The following is a 16,542-nucleotide window of genomic DNA, read 5'->3' as shown; positions in this document are numbered from 1 at the left end:
ACCGGAGTGCCGCCACGGCACGGTGCGGGACCGGCCCCGCACCGTGCCCGGTCTCCTCGGCGCGCAGCGGCCCCGGACGCTAGCGGTCGAGCAGCGCGCGCAGCGCGCCGACGACCTCGGCTGGCGCCTCCTCGGCCATGAAGTGCCCCGCCGAGGTGATGTGGTGGCGCAGGTCCGGGGCCCACGCGCGCCACACCGCCGCCGCGTCGTAGCCCAGCGCGGCACCCCAGTCCTGCTGGATGACCGTGACCGGCATGGCCAGCCGCCGCCCGGCGGTCCGGTCGACCCGGTCGTGCTCGACGTCGATGCCCGCCGAGGCGCGGTAGTCGGCCACGATCGAGGGCACCGCCTCCCGCGACGCCCGCAGGTACTCCGCGCGGATCTCCGACGGGATGGCCTGCGGATCGCGGGTCCAGACGTCCAGGAAGTGCCCGAAGAACGCGTCCGCGCTCGCGCCGATCATCTGTTCGGGCAGGCCGGGCGGCTGGGCCATCAGGTACAGGTGGAACGCCACGGCCGCCTGCGCGCCGTGCAGGACGTCCCACATGTCCAGGGTCGGCAGCACGTCCAGCGCGGCGAGCCGGGTGACCGCGTGCGGATGGTCCAGCCCCGCTCGCACCGCGACCAGTGCGCCGCGGTCGTGCCCGGCCAGCGCGAACCGCTCATGGCCGAGCGCCCGCGCCAGCGCCACCACGTCGGCGGCCATGGTCCGCTTGGCATAGGTGTGTGGGCCGTGCTCGGCGGGTTTGTCGCTGGCCCCGTATCCGCGCAGGTCGGGGCAGATCACGGTGTGATCGGCGGCCAGGTCCGCGGCGACGTGCCGCCACATCAGGTGGGTCTGCGGGAAACCGTGCAGCAGCACGACCGGGCTGCCGGAACCGCCCACCGCCACGTTCAGCGCCACGTCGTCGTCGACCGTGACGCGCTGATAATCGAAACCGGGCATGGCGTACGCCATCGCTGTGCTCCTCGTGATCGTCGGTTTGCCCAGCGTGCCGGGCACCGATGAGCGCTGGATGAGTGCGGTATGTTCGACCCGTGGTCGGCATCGGGGTCCTCGGCCCCGTCGTCGCCTGGGACGGCGCCGGCGAGCCCGTCGACGTGAAAGGCCCCCGGCACCGGGCCGTGCTGGCCCGCCTGGTCATCGCCCGCGGCCGGGTCGTGCCCGTCACCCGCCTGGTCGACGACCTCTGGGACGACCCCGCACCGGGTGCCGTCGCCACGGTGCGCACCTTCGTCGCCGCGCTGCGCCGCGCGCTCGAACCCGACCGTCCACCCCGCCGACCCGCCCGGCTGCTGGTCACCGAAGGTCCCGGATACGCCCTGCGCGCCGCACCGGACGCGGTCGACGCCTGGCGGTTCGAACAGGCCCTGACCACCGCCGCCGCCGAAACACCGCCGCAGGCCGCCGTCCGGCTCGACACGGCCCTGGCCTGGTGGCGCGGACCGGCCTACGCCGACTTCGAAGACGCGACCTGGGCCCGCGCGGAACGCTCCCGGCTGCAGGAACTGCGCCTGACCGCGATCGAACGCCGCGCCGAGGCGATGATCGCCATGGGCCGCTCCGCCGACGCCGTGCCGGACCTCGACGCCCACGCCACCGAACACCCCTGGCGCGAGGACGCCTGGCGGCTGCTCGCACTGGCCCTGTACCGCACCGGCCGGCAAGGCGACGCCCTGGCCGTGCTCCGGCGCGCGCGCAGTCGGCTCTCCGAACAGCTCGGCCTCGACCCGGGGCCACGGCTGCGGCAACTGGAGACCGACATCCTGCGCCAGCAGGAAGCGCCCGGGGCCGACCCCGCGGCACAGCTCTGGGCCGACGCCACCGCCGCCTATGACCGCGCGCTCGCACCCGGGGCCCGTACCCGGCTCGAATCGACGGTCGGCGTGCTGCGCGGCCTCGCCGTCGCCGGCGGCGTCGCCGCGGCCCGCGACCAGCGCCTGGCCGCCATCACCGCCGCCGAGCAGCTCGGCGACCCGGAACTGACCGCCCGCATCATCGGCGGATACGACGTGCCCGCCATCTGGACCCGCTCCGACGACCCGGACCAGTCGGCGCAGGTCGTGGCCGTAGCCGAACGCACCCTGGCCGCACTCACCCCCGACACCGGCGACGCCGCACGGGCCCGCCTGCTCGCCACCGTCGCGATCGAGTCGCGCGGCACCCCCGAACCACGCGGTCCGCAGGCCGCCCAGCAGGCCGAGCACCTCGCACGCCGCCTCGGCGACCCGGCCCTGCTCGCGTTCGCCCTCAACGGCGTCTACATGCAGACGTTCCAGCACACCGGTCTGGCCCCGCGCCGCGACGGCATCGGCGCCGAACTGGTCACCCTGTCCGCCCGGCACGGCCTGGCCACCTTCGAGATCCTCGGCCACCTCATCCGGATGCAGGCCCGCGGCGCCCTGGCCGACTTCACGGGCGCGGACCGCCACGCCACAGCCGCCGAGCAGCTCGCCGACCGGCACGAGCGGCCACTGGCCGGCGTGTTCACCGAGTGGTACCGGGCGATGCGCCTGGCGGCGGGAGGCGCGCCGCTCCAGGTGGCAGAGGACGCCTACGGCCGGGCCGCGGACCGGCTGCACGGCGGGGGCATGCCCGGCGTCGAACACGGCCTGCTGCCACTGGCGCTGCTGTGCCTGCGGGTCTCCCGGGACGAACCGTGGGAGCCGGTGGGCGACGCCGACTGGGGGCCGTACGAACCCTGGGCGCTGCCGCTGGTGCTGCTGACGCGCGACCGCAGGGCCGCCGCCCGGGCACTGCGGCGCACCCCGCGTCCCCCGCACGACCTGCTGTCCGAGGCCCTGTGGTGCCTGACCGCCCAGGCCGCGGTGGCCCTGGGCGACCGGGTGTCGGCGGCCCGGGCCCACGCCGCGCTGCTGCCCGCGGCGGACGAGCTGGCCGGAGCCGGTTCGGGCATGCTCACCGTCGGACCCGTGTCACGCCATCTCGCCGACCTGAATGCGCTCCTCGGCCGGTGACCGCAGGGCCCGGTCTGCCGGTACCACTTGCGACAGGATCACGCCCCGCGCGCTACCGTTGGCGCTTCGATGCCCTTGATCGCGGGACCCGGTCGGTGTCGCGCGAGGAAGCCCAGGTGGCGGTATGCGCAACGTGCTGGTCGTCGGCGGTGGCGTGATGGGATCGGCGGCCGCCCGGACCCTGTCCCGGCACGCCCAGGTCACCCTGCTCGAACAGTTCGGGCCGGGCCATGACCGCGGCAGTTCCCACGGCAGCTCGCGGATCTTCCGGCTGGCCTATCCGGACCCGTTCTACGTCGACCTGGCGGCGCGGGCCCTGCCCCTGTGGCGGGAGCTGGAACAGGAGTCCGGGCAGGAGCTCCTGGACCTGGTCGGCGCCGTCGACCACGGGCCGCGGGAGCAGGTCGAGGCGATCGAGGCGGCGCTGCGCGCGGCCGGGCGGCCCTGCGAGATCCTGCACCCGGCGGCGGCGGCCGAGCGCTGGCCCGGGCTGCGTTTCGACGAGCACGTGCTGTTCCATCCGGAGGCGGGCCGAGTGCACGCCGACCGTGCCACCGCGGCGTTCCAGCAGGTGGCCGCGAAGTCCGGAGTGGACGTCCGGCACGGTGTGCGGGTGGCGTCGGTGACGCCGACGCGCGACGACCGGGTCGAGGTCGTCACGGACGTGGGGGAGGTGTTCGTCGCCGACGCCGTCGTGCTGGCCGTGGGCGGCTGGGCGCCGGACCTGGTCGCCCGCACGGTGCCCGGCCTGCCCACGCTGCGGGTCACACAGGAGCAGCCGGTGCACTTCCCGGCGGCCGATCCGCTGTCGTGGCCCAGTTTCCTGCACTACCGGGGCACGACCGGGTCCGAGCCGGGCGCCTACGGCCTGGGCAGCGTCGACGGCGTGAAGGCGGGCTTCCACGGCGTGGGCCCGCAGGTCGACGCCGACCACCGCGACCGGACCGTGGATCCGGTCGCGCTGGCGCAGGTGGTGGCGTACGCCGAGAAGTGGGTCCCCGGGGTCGACCCCACCGGGGCGGTCGCGTCGACGTGTCTCTACACGATCACTCCCGACCACGACTTCGTCCTCGACCGCCACGGGGCGGTCACCGTGCTGGCCGGGTTCTCCGGGCACGGATTCAAGTTCGCGCCGCTGATCGGCCGGATCGCCGCGGACCTGGTGGCGGGGCAGCGCGTGCCGCAGCGGTTCGCGCTGGGCGCCAGGTGATCGCTGCCGGGCAGGCCTGCCGCACCGCCGTGGACGAGGGCGGCAGGACCGCGACAGCGACCCGTCAGCTTCGGGGGGCGCCCACCGCCTGCAGGATCCGTGAGCGCAGGGCCGCGAACTCCGGCACGTCGCGGGCATGCTCGACCCGTGGCAGCGCCGACTGCTCGTCCAGCACGACCGTGCCCGGCCGCGGGCTGAGCACGATGATCCGGCTGCCGAGCAGCGCCGCCTCGTCGACGCTGTGGGTCACCAGAACCAGCGTCTTGCCGGTGCGCAGCCAGATGGCGCGCAGCTCCTCCTGCAGCCGCTCGCGGGTGAGCGCGTCCAGTGCCGCAAACGGTTCGTCGAGCAGCAGGATCGCGGGGTCGGGGGCCAGGGCGCGGGCGATCGCGGCGCGCTGCTGCATACCGCCGGACAGCTCGTACGGCCGCAGCGCGCCGACGTCGCCGAGGCCGACCAGGCCGAGCAGTTCCTCGACGCGTTCGCGCCGGGCGCGGCGGGGCACGCCGGCTTCGCGCAGGCCGTAGGCGACGTTGCCGTGCACGGACAGCCACGGGAACAGCCGCGGCTGCTGGAACACCACGCCGCGATCGGGCCCGGGGCGGGTGACCGTTGCACCGCCGACCCTGATCTCGCCGCGTGACGGGCGCAGGAAACCGGCGATCATCCGGAGCAGGGTGCTCTTGCCGCAGCCGGACGGGCCGACCACGGCCAGCGACTCACCCGCCGCCAGCCGCAGGTCGATCCCGTCGAGGGCGAGGATGCGCCGGCCGCCGGAGCGGTACTCGTGCCGCACCGCGGACAGCGCCACCGCGGTGGCGGTGGCGCTGTCGGGCACGGCCGCGAGGTCAGGCTGCGCCGGCATCGGCGAGCGCCTGCACGGCCAGGCCCTTGCGGTAGGCGTCGAGGCCAGGCGCCGCGGGCAGTTTGCCCTGCGCGACGAGGAACCCGGCGGCGTCGTGCAGGTTCTCGGCCAGCTTGCCGGGCGCGGCGGGGGTGCCCAGGTAGTCGGCGCCGGCCTGCTCGGCGGCGTCGAGCAGGACCAGTTCGGACAGCTGCGCCCCGGCCTCGTCGGCGTCGAGGTTGAGCTGGCGGCTGATGGCCTGCGCGGCGGCGGTCTTGTCGCTGCGGACCAGCTTGACGGCGCGGTCCTGCTGCTGGATCCAGGTCTTGATGACCTGCGGGTGCTGCTGCAGGAACGCGGTGCGCACCACGGCCAGGTCGGCGGTCAGCTTGCCCTTGCCGGCCAGCTCGCGGCTGGTGATCAGCACCTTTCCGGTCTTGCGCAGTTCGGCCAGGACCGGGGTCCACACGTACGCGCCGTCGATGTCGCCGCGCTGCCAGGCCGCCTGGATCTCCGGCGGCTCCAGGTCGATGATCTTCACGCTGGATTCGGGCACACCCGCCCCGGCCAGGGCGGCCAGCAGGCTGTAGTGCGATGTGGACGAGAACGGCGTGGCGACCTTCTTGCCGGCCAGGCCCGCCAGGTCGGCGATGCCCGGCTTGACGACCAGCGACTCGTTGTCGCCGATCACATCGAAGATCCACGGCACGGCGTACGGGATGTTCAGCGGCGCGGCCAGGCCGCGAGCCACGGGGCTGCTGCCGGCCAGGCCGATGTCGAGGCTGCCGGCCAGGATCGCGGTGTTCACGTCGCCGCCGGAGTCGAACTTGCTCCACACCACGGTGGTGCCGGGCAGGGCGGCCTCCAGCCAGCCGAGGTCCTTGACGATCAGGTCGCCGTTAGGGATGAGCTGGTAGCCGATGCGCAGCTGCGCCGGCGCGCCGCCGGTGCCGGGGGAGGGGTCGGGGTCGCCGGTGCAGGCCGCCAGCGCCGGCGCCGCGGCCAGTCCGAGAGCGCCGAGCAGCAGGCGGCGGCGGTCCACAAGGTGTGTCACGGGAGTCCTTTCGATCGTAGGTGGGGATCTAGACGCGTCCGCGCCACGGGGTGAGCCGGCGCTGGGCGAGTTGGAGCAGGCCGTCGAAGGCCAGGCCGGACAGGCCGATGAGGATGATGCCGAGCACGACGACGTCGGTCTGGTTGTAGCGCTGGGCGTCGCGGATCATCCCGCCGATGCCGGGCACGCCGTTGATCGTCTCGGCGGCCACGACCGTGGTGTACGCGACGCCGACGGCCAGCCGTACGCCGGTGAGGATCTCCGGGGCGGCGGCCGGCAGCAGCACCCGCCACGGCAGCTGGGCTCGACCGGTGCCCAGCGAACGGGCGGCATGAAGGTAGTCGGCGGGCACGCCGCGCACCGCGTCGGCGGTGGCGACGGCCACCGGCGGCAGTGCGGCCAGCAGCAGCAGCCACACCTTCGGCGACTCGTCGATGCCGAACCAGATGACCAGCAGGCTGAGGTAGGCCAGCGGCGGCAGCGTGCGCAGGAACGTCACGGCCGGGCCGAGCACGGCGTCCGCGGCGGGCAGCAGGCCGATCAGCAGGCCCAGCAGCAGTCCGCCGCTGATGCCGTAGGCGCACCCCAGCGCCATCCGCCGCAGGCTGGCCCACAGGTGCTCACCGAGGGTGTACCCGGCCCAGCCCGGCCGGGCGGTGTCACGGAGACCCGAGGTGTCGAGGAATTGCTGCCAGACCGATTGCGGCGAGGGCACGAACACCGGCGGCCAGATCTCGGCCGCTGCCACCGCCCACCACACGGTGACGAACACGACGACGGCGCCGGCCCGCAGTGTGGCGGTGCGCCAGCGGCGCGAGGTCGACATGGCCGTGGCGACGGTGGAAGCGGACACGCCACGAAGCCTGATGCCTACATATCCTATCGGTCAAGTATGAATTACATAGTGGGATGCGGCGACGAGCGCCGCGGGTACCTCAAATGCATACTTTGCCTATCGGGATAGTGGGTCTAGCTTCGAGCTGAGGGATGAACGACTATCGGATGGAGCGCGAGATGTCGGTGACCGACGAACTGCTGGTAAACGCCCAGCGTTACGAGCGCGAGTTCACCAGAGGCGACCTGCCGCTGCCGCCCGCCCGCGGAGTGGCGGTGCTCGCCTGCATGGACGCCCGGCTCAACCCGTACGGACTGCTCGGGCTGGAGGAAGGCGATGCGCACGTGATCCGCAATGCCGGGGGTGTGGTGACCGCCGACGAGCTGCGCAGTCTGGCCATCAGCCAGCGGCTGCTCGGCACGCGCGAGATCGTGCTGATCCACCACACCGACTGCGGCATGCTGACCTTCACCGACGACGGACTCAAGGACGGCATCGCCAAGGAGACCGGCATCCGGCCGCCCTGGGACTCGGAGGCGTTCACCGACCTCGACGACGACGTGCGCCAGTCGGTGCGGCGGATCCTCGCCGACCCGTTCATCCCGGTGAAGGACTCGGTCCGTGGGTTCGTCTACGACGTGAGAACCGGTGGTCTGCGCGAAGTCGCGCCTGCCTGAGTGGTGCGCACAGTGTGGCCGGCGGTCGCTCACCCCCGTCAGCGACCGCCGGCCTTCACTGTGCGGGTGGACGCCGTCCCCCAACGGCATCTGTCCACCCATCCCCCTGTGCACTTCGCTCGGCGCCACCAACCGGAAAGAGTTCTCCGGCCGGGCCGGCCCGCTGGGACCCCCAGGGCCTTCATCGAGCGTCGCGCCACTGGTCGAAACGTTATGTCGCCTGACCTGCGGGTGTCCAGGCCTGGGCCAAGATTCTTTCACTGAAAGTAGTCGGAGCATCTACGGTGAGTGCGGCTATGAGACCGTGGTCACCGCTCTGCGGCACCCGGAGTGTGGCTGGTGTGACCGCTGATGCGCCCGCCCCGGTGGCGCCCGGCCCGCAGGACAAGGCGTCAGCTTGGCGATTGCGGCCTGTTCGGCGAGCGCCGCGTGCCGACGGCACCGCTACGCTCTGGGGGCCACCGGGCGATGCGGAGGAGGCGGCGTGATCGTGACCGGCGAAGCGCCGGAGCCCTCGGGCCTGCTCTCCGGCGAGACGGCGACACCGTTCGTGCGGGAGTTGCTGTCCGGCCTTCCCGCCAGCTGCAGCTGGCTGCTGCCGGTGCTCGACGCCGCCGGAACGGTGAGCGACTTCCGGATCGCCGCGGTCGGCTCACGCGCCGACGACGTCGGCGGGCGCAGCGGCCAGGACCGGGTCGGCCGCACGATGGCGGAGCTGTATCCCATGCTGGTGGGGGAGCCGTTGTGGCAGCTGTACCACCAGGTGCTGGCCGACGGTGAGCCCGGCCGGTTGCCGGACTTCAGATACACCGCCGACCAGCGCGGCATCGTCGCGACGTCGCTGTTCGACATCACGGTGCACCGGGCCTGCGGCGGTCTGCTGGTCTACTGGCAGCGCCTGGACGAGGACCTGCGCCGGCTCGAACAGACCGAAACCCTGGGCAGCCTGGGCTGGGGCGAGACCGACCTGAGCACCGGCGAGACGACCTGGTCCCCGGGCATGTATCGGATCTTCGAGCGCGATCCGGCACTCGGCCCGCTGAGCCGCCGAGCACAAGCCGACATGATCATCGCGGAGGACCAGCCGCTGCGCGAGACGGCCTGGCAGATCCTCGACAGCGGCACGATCTCCGACCTGACCCTGCGCGTGCGCATCGGGGACGAGATCAAGCACCTGCGGCTGGTCGCCGACATCGCGCGCGACCCGGCCGGTCACCCGGTGAAGGTGTACGGCGTCGTGCAGGACGTGACCGCGCGGGAGACGACCCGCACCGCGATGGACCGGCTCCGTGAGCAGTTGCACACCCAGGAGCTGACCATGCTGGCCGAGCACCGGCTGGCCGGCCGCCTGCAGCAGATCATCCAGCCGGTGCCCGAGGACGTCATCGACCTGGGCTGCCTGCAGGCGCTGGTGCGCTACCTGCCGGCCGAGAACTCCGTACGCGTCGGCGGCGACTGGTACCACGCCCTCACCCTGCCGGCGGGCCAGGTGCTGCTGGCCGTCGGCGACGTGGTCGGGCACGGCCTGCCAGCGGCCACCGCCATGGCCCACCTGCGCTACTCGCTGACCGCGTGGACCTCCGTCGGCATCGGCGACCCGGCACAGCTGCTGCGCCACATGAACACGCTGTGCCTGCAGCTGAACACCACCGCCACCGCCGTCATCGCGGTGTACGACCCCGCGGACGGCACGCTGGTCTGGGCGCGGGCCGGTCACCCCCTGCCGCTGCTCGGCAGCGCCGGTGCCGCCCGGCCGCTGCCCTGGCTGGACGGCCTGCTGCTGGGCGCCTCGGCGCGGGCCGAATACCCGCAGGGACAGGTACGGCTGCGCCCGCAGGACGTGCTGCTGCTCTACACCGACGGCCTGATCGAACGGCGCGCCGACGACGAGGACCAGACGATGCACGAGGTGACCCGGGCCCTGTCGGTCCTCAGTGGCGACGCCGCACATCCACTGACCACGCTGCTGCCGCCGCCGAACCCGCACGACGACACCTGCGTCCTGGCCGCCCGCATCCGGCGCTGACCGGCCGGTCGCCGATCACAGCCGCATCCGCACCTGGACCACGGTCGCCTGGGCGGTGCTGTATGTGCGGACCTCGTCGCAGACCTCGTCCACGAGCGCCAGCCCACGCCCGCTGGGCGCGTCCGCCGCCGGCATCCGGGCCGCCGCCGGCCGGACGTCGACGGGGCCCTGATCGTGCAGCTCGCAGACGATCTCGCCAGGCTCCGCCCACAGCACCATGGTGCCGCCGCCGGCCGTGTACATCAGGGTGTTGGTGGCCAGCTCGCTGACGGCGAGCGCCAGCAGCCCGGAGCGGGACGGCGGCAGGCCCGCCCGTTCCGCGTACGAGGTGACGTAGGTGCGCAGCGTCCCCAGGTCGCCGGGCTCGTGGTAGGCGATGCGGTGCGGTTCGGCGGCGAAGGTGGGCGGCTCAGTGCTCATGGCCGTGTCCAGGGGTCGGTGGGGCCAGCAGTTCGGCGACTCCGGTCAGTTTCAGCACGTGGGAGACCAGGCCGCTGGCTCCGGTGAGGTACAGAGTGCGTCCGTGCTGCGTGGCGTGGCGGTATCCGGTGACCATGGCGTGGATGCCGCTGGAGTCGAGGAAGCCGACGGCGGTGAGGTCGAGCTGCACCGCGGGGTGTTCCGCCAGCGCGGACCTGATCGCCTGCTGCAGTTCCAGCAGACTGGACCGGTCGCAGTCGCCGACCAGGCGCAGCACGACGCGGTCTGACAGCGGCTCCGTGCTGAAACGGAACGGCACCACTTCACCACCCACATAGCTGCAGCGACCGGTCACGACATCCTTGCACCTCGGCACCGGGAACGCACCACCCCAGCCGCGGTTCAGGCAGTTGTGGTGGCGTTCATGAGGTGGTCCGCCCACATGCGATAACCCGCGGCGCTGGGGTGGAAACCGTCCTCGGCGTAGAGGTCGGGGCTGTCGATCCGCGGTGAGGGCACGTGGACCGTGGACGGTGCGGCCGCGGCGACCCGATCGAGGCGAAGATCGAGGTGCCGCGCGTGCCTCGCCAGCACCGCTCGCGTCGGCTGGGGCAGCGACGGGAATCCGGAGAGATCCGGAACACCGGCCAGAACGACGCGACCGCCCGGGCGCAAGCACCTTTCGAGCGCCGTGACAAGCGCGGTGACGTCCCGCTGCCACGCTCGCGCCGACCGCATCTCCAGCACGTCGTTGACGCCGAGCGCGACCACCACGACGTCGTATGAGTCGCCGGACACCGGTGGCAGCAGGCCACGCAACGCCTGCCGGGCGTTCGACCCGGTCCGCGCGGCGACTCGCCAGGTCACCTGGCGTCCGCTGTGCCGGGCCAGGCCCGCGGCCAGTGCGGGGGCCAGCCCGTCGGACTGCTCGGACACGCCGACACCGGCGGCGGTCGACTCGCCGAGCAGCAGCACCGCCAGTGTTTCGCGGGGTCCGGCGCCCTCGACGCCGTGCCGGTCGCCGCCGGCCTCGGGCAGCACGGGGGTCCGGCGGCGGACCCGGACGCCCTGCGTGATCAGTACCGGTGCCAGCGCATACGCGAGGGGACGGCTGGCACGTACGGCGATCTGGCCCATGCCGCGGATGCTAACAGCGGCCCAGACGCGGTCGTCCACGCGGCGTTCACCGGGACTGGGCCGTCACCCGGTAGTTGATCTCCACGAGGTCGTGGGAGTAGATCGGCGTCCGGAAGGTCAGCCGCAGCCAGCAGCGTTCGCCGCCGCGCGGGTCGGCCGCCACCTCGATGCGCTCGTCGCACGCGCCGACGTGCACCGCGGCGATGTTGGCGGTGCTGCGGAAACGGCGCACGCTGAGTTCCACCGACAGTGCCGGCGGCGGCTGCGGGTAGGGCAGGCTGTCCGGCAGGAAGACCGAGATCTCCTGCAGGTCGTCGAGGCGCACCGCACCGCGGAAGGCCGTGGATCGAGCCAGGCTGACGTGTCCGCTGTAGATGGTCGTGTGGACCTGCTCGCCCGTCGTGGGGTCGACGCCGTCGAGGAAGGCGCGTGGTCCAGGCACGACGGCGCGCAGCTCCAGGAAGTCCACGCGGGAAGATTAACCGTCGGCTCGCCACCGCACAGTCAACTGACCGACCCGCCGCCGGGGCCGCTCGCCTAGCGGGAGATACCGAGGGTCGCGATGAGGTCTTCGTGGAGCTCGAACCAGATCCGGTGGCAGGAGTCGACCTCCATGCCGGTGATCCACACCGGATCGGCCGCGGCACGGGCGAGCGCACCGGCGAAGCGGCGGTGGTAGCCGTCGAACCGAATCAGGTGCGCGGTCAGCCGCTGCTCCAGCGGGTGGAGGCCGTCCGCGATCCCGGCGAGCTGCCCGAGGACGTCGCCGGTGGGCGCGGGCGCTGGGGCGGCCATGGATCCGAGCTGCCAGGCCGTGAAGGCCTGGGTCGCCTGCCCGTTGAGCGGGAGGAAGTCGTCGTGGACGGCGGCGACGGGCTCGCGGGCGCCGACCCGGTCGAGTTCCTCCCGCAGCCCGGTCTCGTTGCGGCGGCGGCCCGCCTCGGTCAGCGACCAGCCCTTCAAGCCGGCGAAGGCGGCCCGGGTGACCCACCCGTACGCCTCGGCGTCGAGCAGGTCCTCGTGGGCCTGCGCGGCGTCCAGGCCGAAGCGGGCGGCGAGGGCGTCGGTCTCGGCGAATCCCTTGAGCCGGACGGCGTGCAGCACCAGCAGGTCCGGGGACGACGGGTGGGGCATCAGGGTGTCTCGTCCGCCGCGACGGTGCCGAGCGTGCCGTCGACGGAGATGCGTGCTCCGTCGACCAGCCGGGTCATCGCGCCGGAGGCGCCGACCACGGCGGGGATCCGGTACTCGCGGGCGACGATCGCCGCGTGGCTGAGCAGCCCACCGGTCTCGGCGACGACGGCGGCGGCGAGCCGGAACAGGGGAGTCCAGGCCGGATCGGTGGTCCGGCAGACGAGCACATCGCCGGGCCGCACGCGGGCGAAGTCGGCGAGGGACCGCACCACTCTCGCGGGCCCGCTGGCCCGGCCGGGGCTGCTGGGCACACCGGTGACGACGTCAGGCGTCGGATCGGTCATGCGTCGTCGTCCTCGCCGGGGTCGGGCCGTCAAGCGATCATTCGCCGGGGGCGCTGACCGGGCCCGGCATGCGGCCAGCATCGCTTTCCACGGAATGTTTGTCAACGAGCCGTGGAGGCGATGCCGGCCGTGTCGCCGTACCGCGCAGACCTTGGTCAGGCCTTCTGCTGCATGCTGGTGCGGGCGGGGTTGCCCTGCTTGGCGGCCTTCGGATCCTTCTCGCCCTGCTTGGCGCGGACGCCGGCCTCGATCCGGTCGCCGAGTTCCTTGTCGACGTTGTGCCAGTACTGGAACGCCCGCTCCAGCACCGGCTCGCTCACCCCGTTGAGCAGGTGCCCGACGATGTTGTCTACCAGCCGCTGCCGGGCCGCGTCGTCGAGCACCTCGCGGACCATCGTCCCGGCCTGTCCCCAGTCGTCGTCGTCAGGCCGCAGGGTGTATGCCGCGCGGACCATCTCGCCGTCGGAATACCAGAGCCCGCCGTCGTCGGTCAGCCCCGGTTGCGCCTGCGGGCCGCCGTAGGAGTTCGGCGCGTACACCGGATCGGACACGTTGACGACGCGCATCGCGCCGTCCTTGGAGTAGCTGTGTACCGGCACCTTGGGCGCGTTCACCGGGATCTGCTTGTAGTTCACGCCGAGCCGGGCCCGGTGCGCGTCGGCGTAGCTGAACCCGCGGGCGAGCAGCATCTTGTCCGGCGACAGCCCGGTCCCCGCGACGAGGTTGTTGGGCTCGAACGCGGCCTGCTCGATCTCGGTGTGGTAGTCGGACACGTTGCGGTTCAGCGTCATCCGGCCGACCTCGTGCAGCGGGTAGTCGCCGTGCGGCCACACCTTGGTGAGGTCGAACGGGTTGAACCGGTAGGTCTTGGCGTCCTCGAACGGCATGATCTGCACGTGCAGGGTCCAGCTCGGGAACTCGCCGGCGGCGATGTGCTGGTAGAGGTCCCGCTGGTGGTAGTCGGTGTCCGCGGACGCCATCTGGTCGCCCTCGTCCTGGGTGAAGAACTCGATGCCCTGGTCGGTCTTGAAGTGGTACTTGACCCAGAACCGCTCGCCCCGCGCGTTGATCCACATGTAGGTGTGGCTGCTGTAGCCGTTCATGTGCCGCCAGCTGCGCGGAATGCCGCGGTCGCCCATCAGCCAGGTGACCTGGTGCGCCGACTCCGGCGACAGTGTCCAGAAGTCCCACTGCATGTCGTGGTCGCGCAGGTTGTTGTCCGCCCGGCGCTTCTGGGACCGGATGAAGTGCTGGAACTTGAGCGGGTCCCGGATGAAGAAGACGGGCGTGTTGTTGCCGACGATGTCCAGATTGCCTTCGCCGGTGTAGAACTTGACCGCGAAACCTCGCGGGTCGCGCCAGGTGTCCGGGCTACCGCGCTCCCCGGCGACGGTCGAGAACCGGATGAGCACGTCGGTCTTCGCACCCGGCTGGAACACCCCGGCCCGGGTATGGGCGCTGCGGTCCTGCGTCACCTCGAACGTCCCGAACGCCCCACCGCCCTTGGCATGCGGCTGGCGCTCCGGGATGCGCTCGCGGTTGAAGTTGGCCATCTGCTCGAGCAGGTAGTGGTCCTGCAGGAGCAGGGGACCGTCCGGGCCGACGGTCAGCGAGTGCTCGTCGCTGGCGACGGGGATGCCGGCATCCGTCGTCGTGGGACGGCGGTCTTGTGCGGTCATCGGAGAGTGTTCCTTTCCCTCACGGGCGCCCACGCCAGGCGGCGCGCGGACCTTTCGGACCGCTCGCGGCAGCGATCGGGCGCACGGCTTCCCGGAGATCTTCTTCGCTCTCGGTTACCCATTTTGCCCGAGATGATGCATCTCTGCGGCGACGTGACCACATCACGTCCCCGGGTGCTGCGCGTCGGCCGCGACACGCCCGCGCTCGGCGGCTCAGCCGGCCAGCAGCCTGACCGCGATGAGGGCCATCGTCACCGCGATCACGGCGTCGAGCACTCGCCACGTCACGGGCCGGGCCAGGACCGGGGCCAGCCGGTGCGCTCCCGCGCCGAGCGCGGTGAACCAGACCACGCTGGCCAGCGCCGCACCGGCCGCGAACAGCCACCGGCTGGGGTCGCGCAGGGCCAGGCCGCCGAGCAGCAGCACCGTGTCGAGGTACACGTGCGGGTTGAGGAACGTGAACGCCAGGCAGGTCAGCAGGGTGGCGCGCAGCGGCGTGCCCACCGCGTCGCGCGGGTCGAGCCGGCCGGGCCGCAGCGCGCGCCGGGCCGCCAGCACGGCGTATCCGAGCAGGAACGCGGCCCCGCCCCAGCGGATCACCGCGAGCAGGCCGGGACGGTCGGCGACGAGCGAGCCGAGCCCGCCGACCCCGGCCGCGATCAGCAGCGCGTCGGCGGCCGCGCAGGTCACCACGACCGGCAGCACGTGCTCCCGGCGCAGGCCCTGGCGCAGCACGAAGGCGTTCTGGCTGCCGATGGCCACGATCAGCGCCAGGGCGGACGTGAAACCGGCGAGCAGCGAAGTGATCATGTTCTCGACGGTACGGCCCTTTCCGGATACACTCCAGCTAATGTTTCTTAAGAACCATTAGCATCGCTTATGTGACACTTGACTCGGCACAGCTGGAGACGTTCGCCGCCGTCGTACGCGAGGGCAGCTTCGACGCTGCCGCCAGGGTGCTCAACCTGACCCCGTCCGCGGTCAGCCAGCGGATCAAGGCGCTGGAGCAGGCCGCCGGTCAGATCCTGGTCCGCCGCGGCAAGCCGTGCCGGGCCACCGAGGCCGGCGAGCCCTTGCTGCGCCTGGCCGGGCAGATCGCGCTGCTCGAACGCGAAGCCCTGGACACCGCCCGCGGCGGCCGCGGCGGCACCTGGACCAGGGCCGCCATCGTCGTCAACGCCGACTCCCTCGCGACCTGGTTCATGCCCGCGCTCGCGGCGGTGCCCCCGGGGCTGCGGCTGCTGTTCGACGTCCATCAGGACGACCAGGAGCACACCGCCGAGCTGCTGCGCAGCGGCACCGTGATGGCCGCGGTCACCGCACAGAACGTGCCTGTGCAGGGCTGTCGCTCGCAACGGCTGGGCGCGATGCATTACCGGGCCGTCGCGGCGCCGGCCATGTACGCCGACTGGTTCGCCGACGGGGTCACCCCGCGGGCACTCGCCGACGCGCCGATGCTGGTGCTCAACCGCAAGGACCAGCTCCAGCACCGCTTCCTGCGCACGCTGACCCGCAAGGAGCCGGACCCGCCGATCCACTACGTGCCGTCGGTGACCGCGTTCGACGAGGCCATCCGGCTGGGCCTGGGCTGGGGCATGGTGCCCGAGCAGGTCGCGGACGCCGACCTGGCCGCAGGCCGATACCGGGAACTGGCGCCGGGCAGCCGCCTGAGCGTGCCGCTGTACTGGCAGCACTGGCGGCTGGAGTCGGTCGCCCTCGCCGCGCTCACCACCGCCGTGCAGGCGACCGCGGCCGAGGCGCTGCGCTGACGGCCGAGCGGGGCAGCCGTCGGCAACCGGAAAACCCTAGGCTGGTGGATCTTCGCCCCCGGCGGCGGCAGCGGCGTCGAAGCGTTCGGCGAGGGTGAGGAACTCGTCGCCCCAGCCGCTGGACAGCGCCACCTCCTGGATCGGGCCGGTCGGGGCGAACAGCACCGACAGCGCGAACGGCACCCTGCCCTCGGCGCGGACCCGTTCGGTCAGCCCGTCCAGCTCGACGAGCGCGGCGTCGGCGTCCAGGAAGGACGACCAGGAGAAGTCGTTGTCCGGCCGGGCCAGCCACGCCCGCACCTCACCCAGCAAGTCCACGAGCGCTGCCACCTCGACACCCACCCGCCAAGTGTGCGCGGGCCGTCAAGGTCGCTCAACTTGCCAGGCACCTGTGGGAATGGCGCTCCAACATACGCACAGGTGCCAGGCAAGTT

18 protein-coding genes are annotated in these 16,542 nt (G+C 72.6%); 5 read left to right on the top strand and 13 right to left on the bottom strand.

Annotated features, from left to right (window positions below):
- Positions 1–79 precede the first annotated feature (79 nt).
- A complete protein-coding gene (locus F9C41_RS04725; RefSeq protein WP_155385307.1) occupies positions 80–958 on the bottom strand; it encodes an alpha/beta fold hydrolase in 879 nt (292 codons plus the stop codon).
- An 80-nt stretch (positions 959–1,038) separates the two neighbouring features.
- On the opposite strand from F9C41_RS04725, the gene F9C41_RS04720 reads away from it, so the two are divergent.
- Both F9C41_RS04720 and F9C41_RS04715 read left to right on the top strand, forming a co-directional pair.
- The gene (locus F9C41_RS04720; protein ID WP_155385306.1) at positions 1,039–2,979 is read left to right on the top strand and encodes an AfsR/SARP family transcriptional regulator; all 1,941 of its coding nucleotides are present in this window, start codon (positions 1,039–1,041) and stop codon (positions 2,977–2,979) included.
- 124 nt (positions 2,980–3,103) lie between these two features.
- The gene (locus tag F9C41_RS04715; protein WP_155385305.1) at positions 3,104–4,189 is read left to right on the top strand and encodes an FAD-dependent oxidoreductase; all 1,086 of its coding nucleotides are present in this window, start codon (positions 3,104–3,106) and stop codon (positions 4,187–4,189) included.
- Positions 4,190–4,253: 64 nt separating this feature from the next.
- On the opposite strand, the gene F9C41_RS04710 is transcribed toward F9C41_RS04715, so the two are convergent.
- From F9C41_RS04710 to F9C41_RS04700, 3 genes are read right to left on the bottom strand one after another with little or no spacing between them, the layout of a single operon-like run.
- Positions 4,254–5,054, bottom strand: a complete 801-nt coding sequence (locus F9C41_RS04710; protein WP_155385304.1) for an ABC transporter ATP-binding protein — start codon at positions 5,052–5,054, stop codon at positions 4,254–4,256.
- Complete coding sequence (locus F9C41_RS04705) at positions 5,038–6,087, bottom strand: taurine ABC transporter substrate-binding protein (protein ID WP_230689293.1); 1,050 nt, start codon at positions 6,085–6,087, stop codon at positions 5,038–5,040. The genes F9C41_RS04710 and F9C41_RS04705 overlap by 17 nt, the downstream gene beginning before the upstream one ends.
- 28 nt (positions 6,088–6,115) lie before the next feature.
- Positions 6,116–6,940 carry an ABC transporter permease gene (locus F9C41_RS04700; protein WP_230689292.1) on the bottom strand — a complete coding sequence of 275 codons (825 nt, stop codon included), beginning with the start codon at positions 6,938–6,940 and terminating at the stop codon, positions 6,116–6,118.
- A 134-nt stretch (positions 6,941–7,074) separates the two neighbouring features.
- Between F9C41_RS04700 and F9C41_RS04695 the strand changes: the two genes are divergently transcribed.
- Entirely contained in the window at positions 7,075–7,599 is a 525-nt protein-coding gene (locus F9C41_RS04695; RefSeq protein WP_330164736.1) for a beta-class carbonic anhydrase, read from the top strand.
- A 484-nt stretch (positions 7,600–8,083) separates the two neighbouring features.
- Positions 8,084–9,625 carry a PP2C family protein-serine/threonine phosphatase gene (locus tag F9C41_RS04690; RefSeq protein WP_230689291.1) on the top strand — a complete coding sequence of 514 codons (1,542 nt, stop codon included), beginning with the start codon at positions 8,084–8,086 and terminating at the stop codon, positions 9,623–9,625.
- 15 nt (positions 9,626–9,640) lie between these two features.
- On the opposite strand, the gene F9C41_RS04685 is transcribed toward F9C41_RS04690, so the two are convergent.
- The 8 genes from F9C41_RS04685 to F9C41_RS04650 form a co-directional block, all read right to left on the bottom strand.
- Positions 9,641–10,045 carry an ATP-binding protein gene (locus tag F9C41_RS04685; protein WP_155385303.1) on the bottom strand — a complete coding sequence of 135 codons (405 nt, stop codon included), beginning with the start codon at positions 10,043–10,045 and terminating at the stop codon, positions 9,641–9,643.
- Entirely contained in the window at positions 10,035–10,364 is a 330-nt protein-coding gene (locus F9C41_RS04680) for an STAS domain-containing protein (protein ID WP_196279613.1), read from the bottom strand. Before F9C41_RS04680 ends, F9C41_RS04685 begins: the two co-directional genes overlap by 11 nt.
- Before the next feature lie 83 nt (positions 10,365–10,447).
- Complete coding sequence (locus F9C41_RS04675) at positions 10,448–11,182, bottom strand: SGNH/GDSL hydrolase family protein (protein ID WP_155385301.1); 735 nt, start codon at positions 11,180–11,182, stop codon at positions 10,448–10,450.
- 46 nt (positions 11,183–11,228) lie between these two features.
- The gene (locus tag F9C41_RS04670; RefSeq protein WP_155385300.1) at positions 11,229–11,651 is read right to left on the bottom strand and encodes a hypothetical protein; all 423 of its coding nucleotides are present in this window, start codon (positions 11,649–11,651) and stop codon (positions 11,229–11,231) included.
- Positions 11,652–11,719: 68 nt separating this feature from the next.
- Positions 11,720–12,316, bottom strand: a complete 597-nt coding sequence (locus F9C41_RS04665; protein WP_155385299.1) for a hypothetical protein — start codon at positions 12,314–12,316, stop codon at positions 11,720–11,722.
- Positions 12,316–12,660, bottom strand: a complete 345-nt coding sequence (locus F9C41_RS04660) for a PEP-utilizing enzyme (RefSeq protein ID WP_155385298.1) — start codon at positions 12,658–12,660, stop codon at positions 12,316–12,318. Before F9C41_RS04660 ends, F9C41_RS04665 begins: the two co-directional genes overlap by 1 nt.
- Positions 12,661–12,815: 155 nt before the next feature.
- Complete coding sequence (locus F9C41_RS04655) at positions 12,816–14,339, bottom strand: catalase (protein ID WP_155385297.1); 1,524 nt, start codon at positions 14,337–14,339, stop codon at positions 12,816–12,818.
- Between the two features lie 213 nt (positions 14,340–14,552).
- Entirely contained in the window at positions 14,553–15,149 is a 597-nt protein-coding gene (locus tag F9C41_RS04650) for a LysE/ArgO family amino acid transporter (RefSeq protein ID WP_155385296.1), read from the bottom strand.
- Positions 15,150–15,220: 71 nt separating this feature from the next.
- Between F9C41_RS04650 and F9C41_RS04645 the strand changes: the two genes are divergently transcribed.
- On the top strand, positions 15,221–16,108 hold the full coding sequence (locus F9C41_RS04645; protein ID WP_155385295.1) for a LysR family transcriptional regulator ArgP: 888 nt from the start codon (positions 15,221–15,223) through the stop codon (positions 16,106–16,108).
- Positions 16,109–16,144: 36 nt separating this feature from the next.
- On the opposite strand, the gene F9C41_RS04640 is transcribed toward F9C41_RS04645, so the two are convergent.
- A complete protein-coding gene (locus tag F9C41_RS04640; RefSeq protein WP_155385294.1) occupies positions 16,145–16,450 on the bottom strand; it encodes a hypothetical protein in 306 nt (101 codons plus the stop codon).
- Positions 16,451–16,542 lie beyond the last annotated feature (92 nt).

This window comes from Catellatospora paridis (assembly GCF_009720365.1).
GTDB classification, from domain to species: domain Bacteria; phylum Actinomycetota; class Actinomycetes; order Mycobacteriales; family Micromonosporaceae; genus Catellatospora; species Catellatospora paridis.
Note: the sequence above shows the minus strand (reverse complement) of the source record. Positions and strands in the feature narration are given on the sequence as shown.

Excerpts from the sequence above, each read along its gene's own strand:
- F9C41_RS04655 (WP_155385297.1), bottom strand. The coding sequence starts at position 14,339 with ATGACCGCACAAGACCGCCGTCCCACGACGACGGATGCCGGCATCCCC.
- F9C41_RS04675 (WP_155385301.1), bottom strand. The coding sequence starts at position 11,182 with ATGGGCCAGATCGCCGTACGTGCCAGCCGTCCCCTCGCGTATGCGCTG.
- F9C41_RS04650 (WP_155385296.1), bottom strand. The coding sequence starts at position 15,149 with ATGATCACTTCGCTGCTCGCCGGTTTCACGTCCGCCCTGGCGCTGATC.
- F9C41_RS04725 (WP_155385307.1), bottom strand. The coding sequence starts at position 958 with ATGGCGTACGCCATGCCCGGTTTCGATTATCAGCGCGTCACGGTCGAC.
- F9C41_RS04715 (WP_155385305.1), top strand. The coding sequence starts at position 3,104 with ATGCGCAACGTGCTGGTCGTCGGCGGTGGCGTGATGGGATCGGCGGCC.
- F9C41_RS04665 (WP_155385299.1), bottom strand. The coding sequence starts at position 12,316 with ATGCCCCACCCGTCGTCCCCGGACCTGCTGGTGCTGCACGCCGTCCGG.
- F9C41_RS04685 (WP_155385303.1), bottom strand. The coding sequence starts at position 10,045 with ATGAGCACTGAGCCGCCCACCTTCGCCGCCGAACCGCACCGCATCGCC.
- F9C41_RS04660 (WP_155385298.1), bottom strand. The coding sequence starts at position 12,660 with ATGACCGATCCGACGCCTGACGTCGTCACCGGTGTGCCCAGCAGCCCC.
- F9C41_RS04710 (WP_155385304.1), bottom strand. The coding sequence starts at position 5,054 with ATGCCGGCGCAGCCTGACCTCGCGGCCGTGCCCGACAGCGCCACCGCC.
- F9C41_RS04695 (WP_330164736.1), top strand. The coding sequence starts at position 7,075 with ATGAACGACTATCGGATGGAGCGCGAGATGTCGGTGACCGACGAACTG.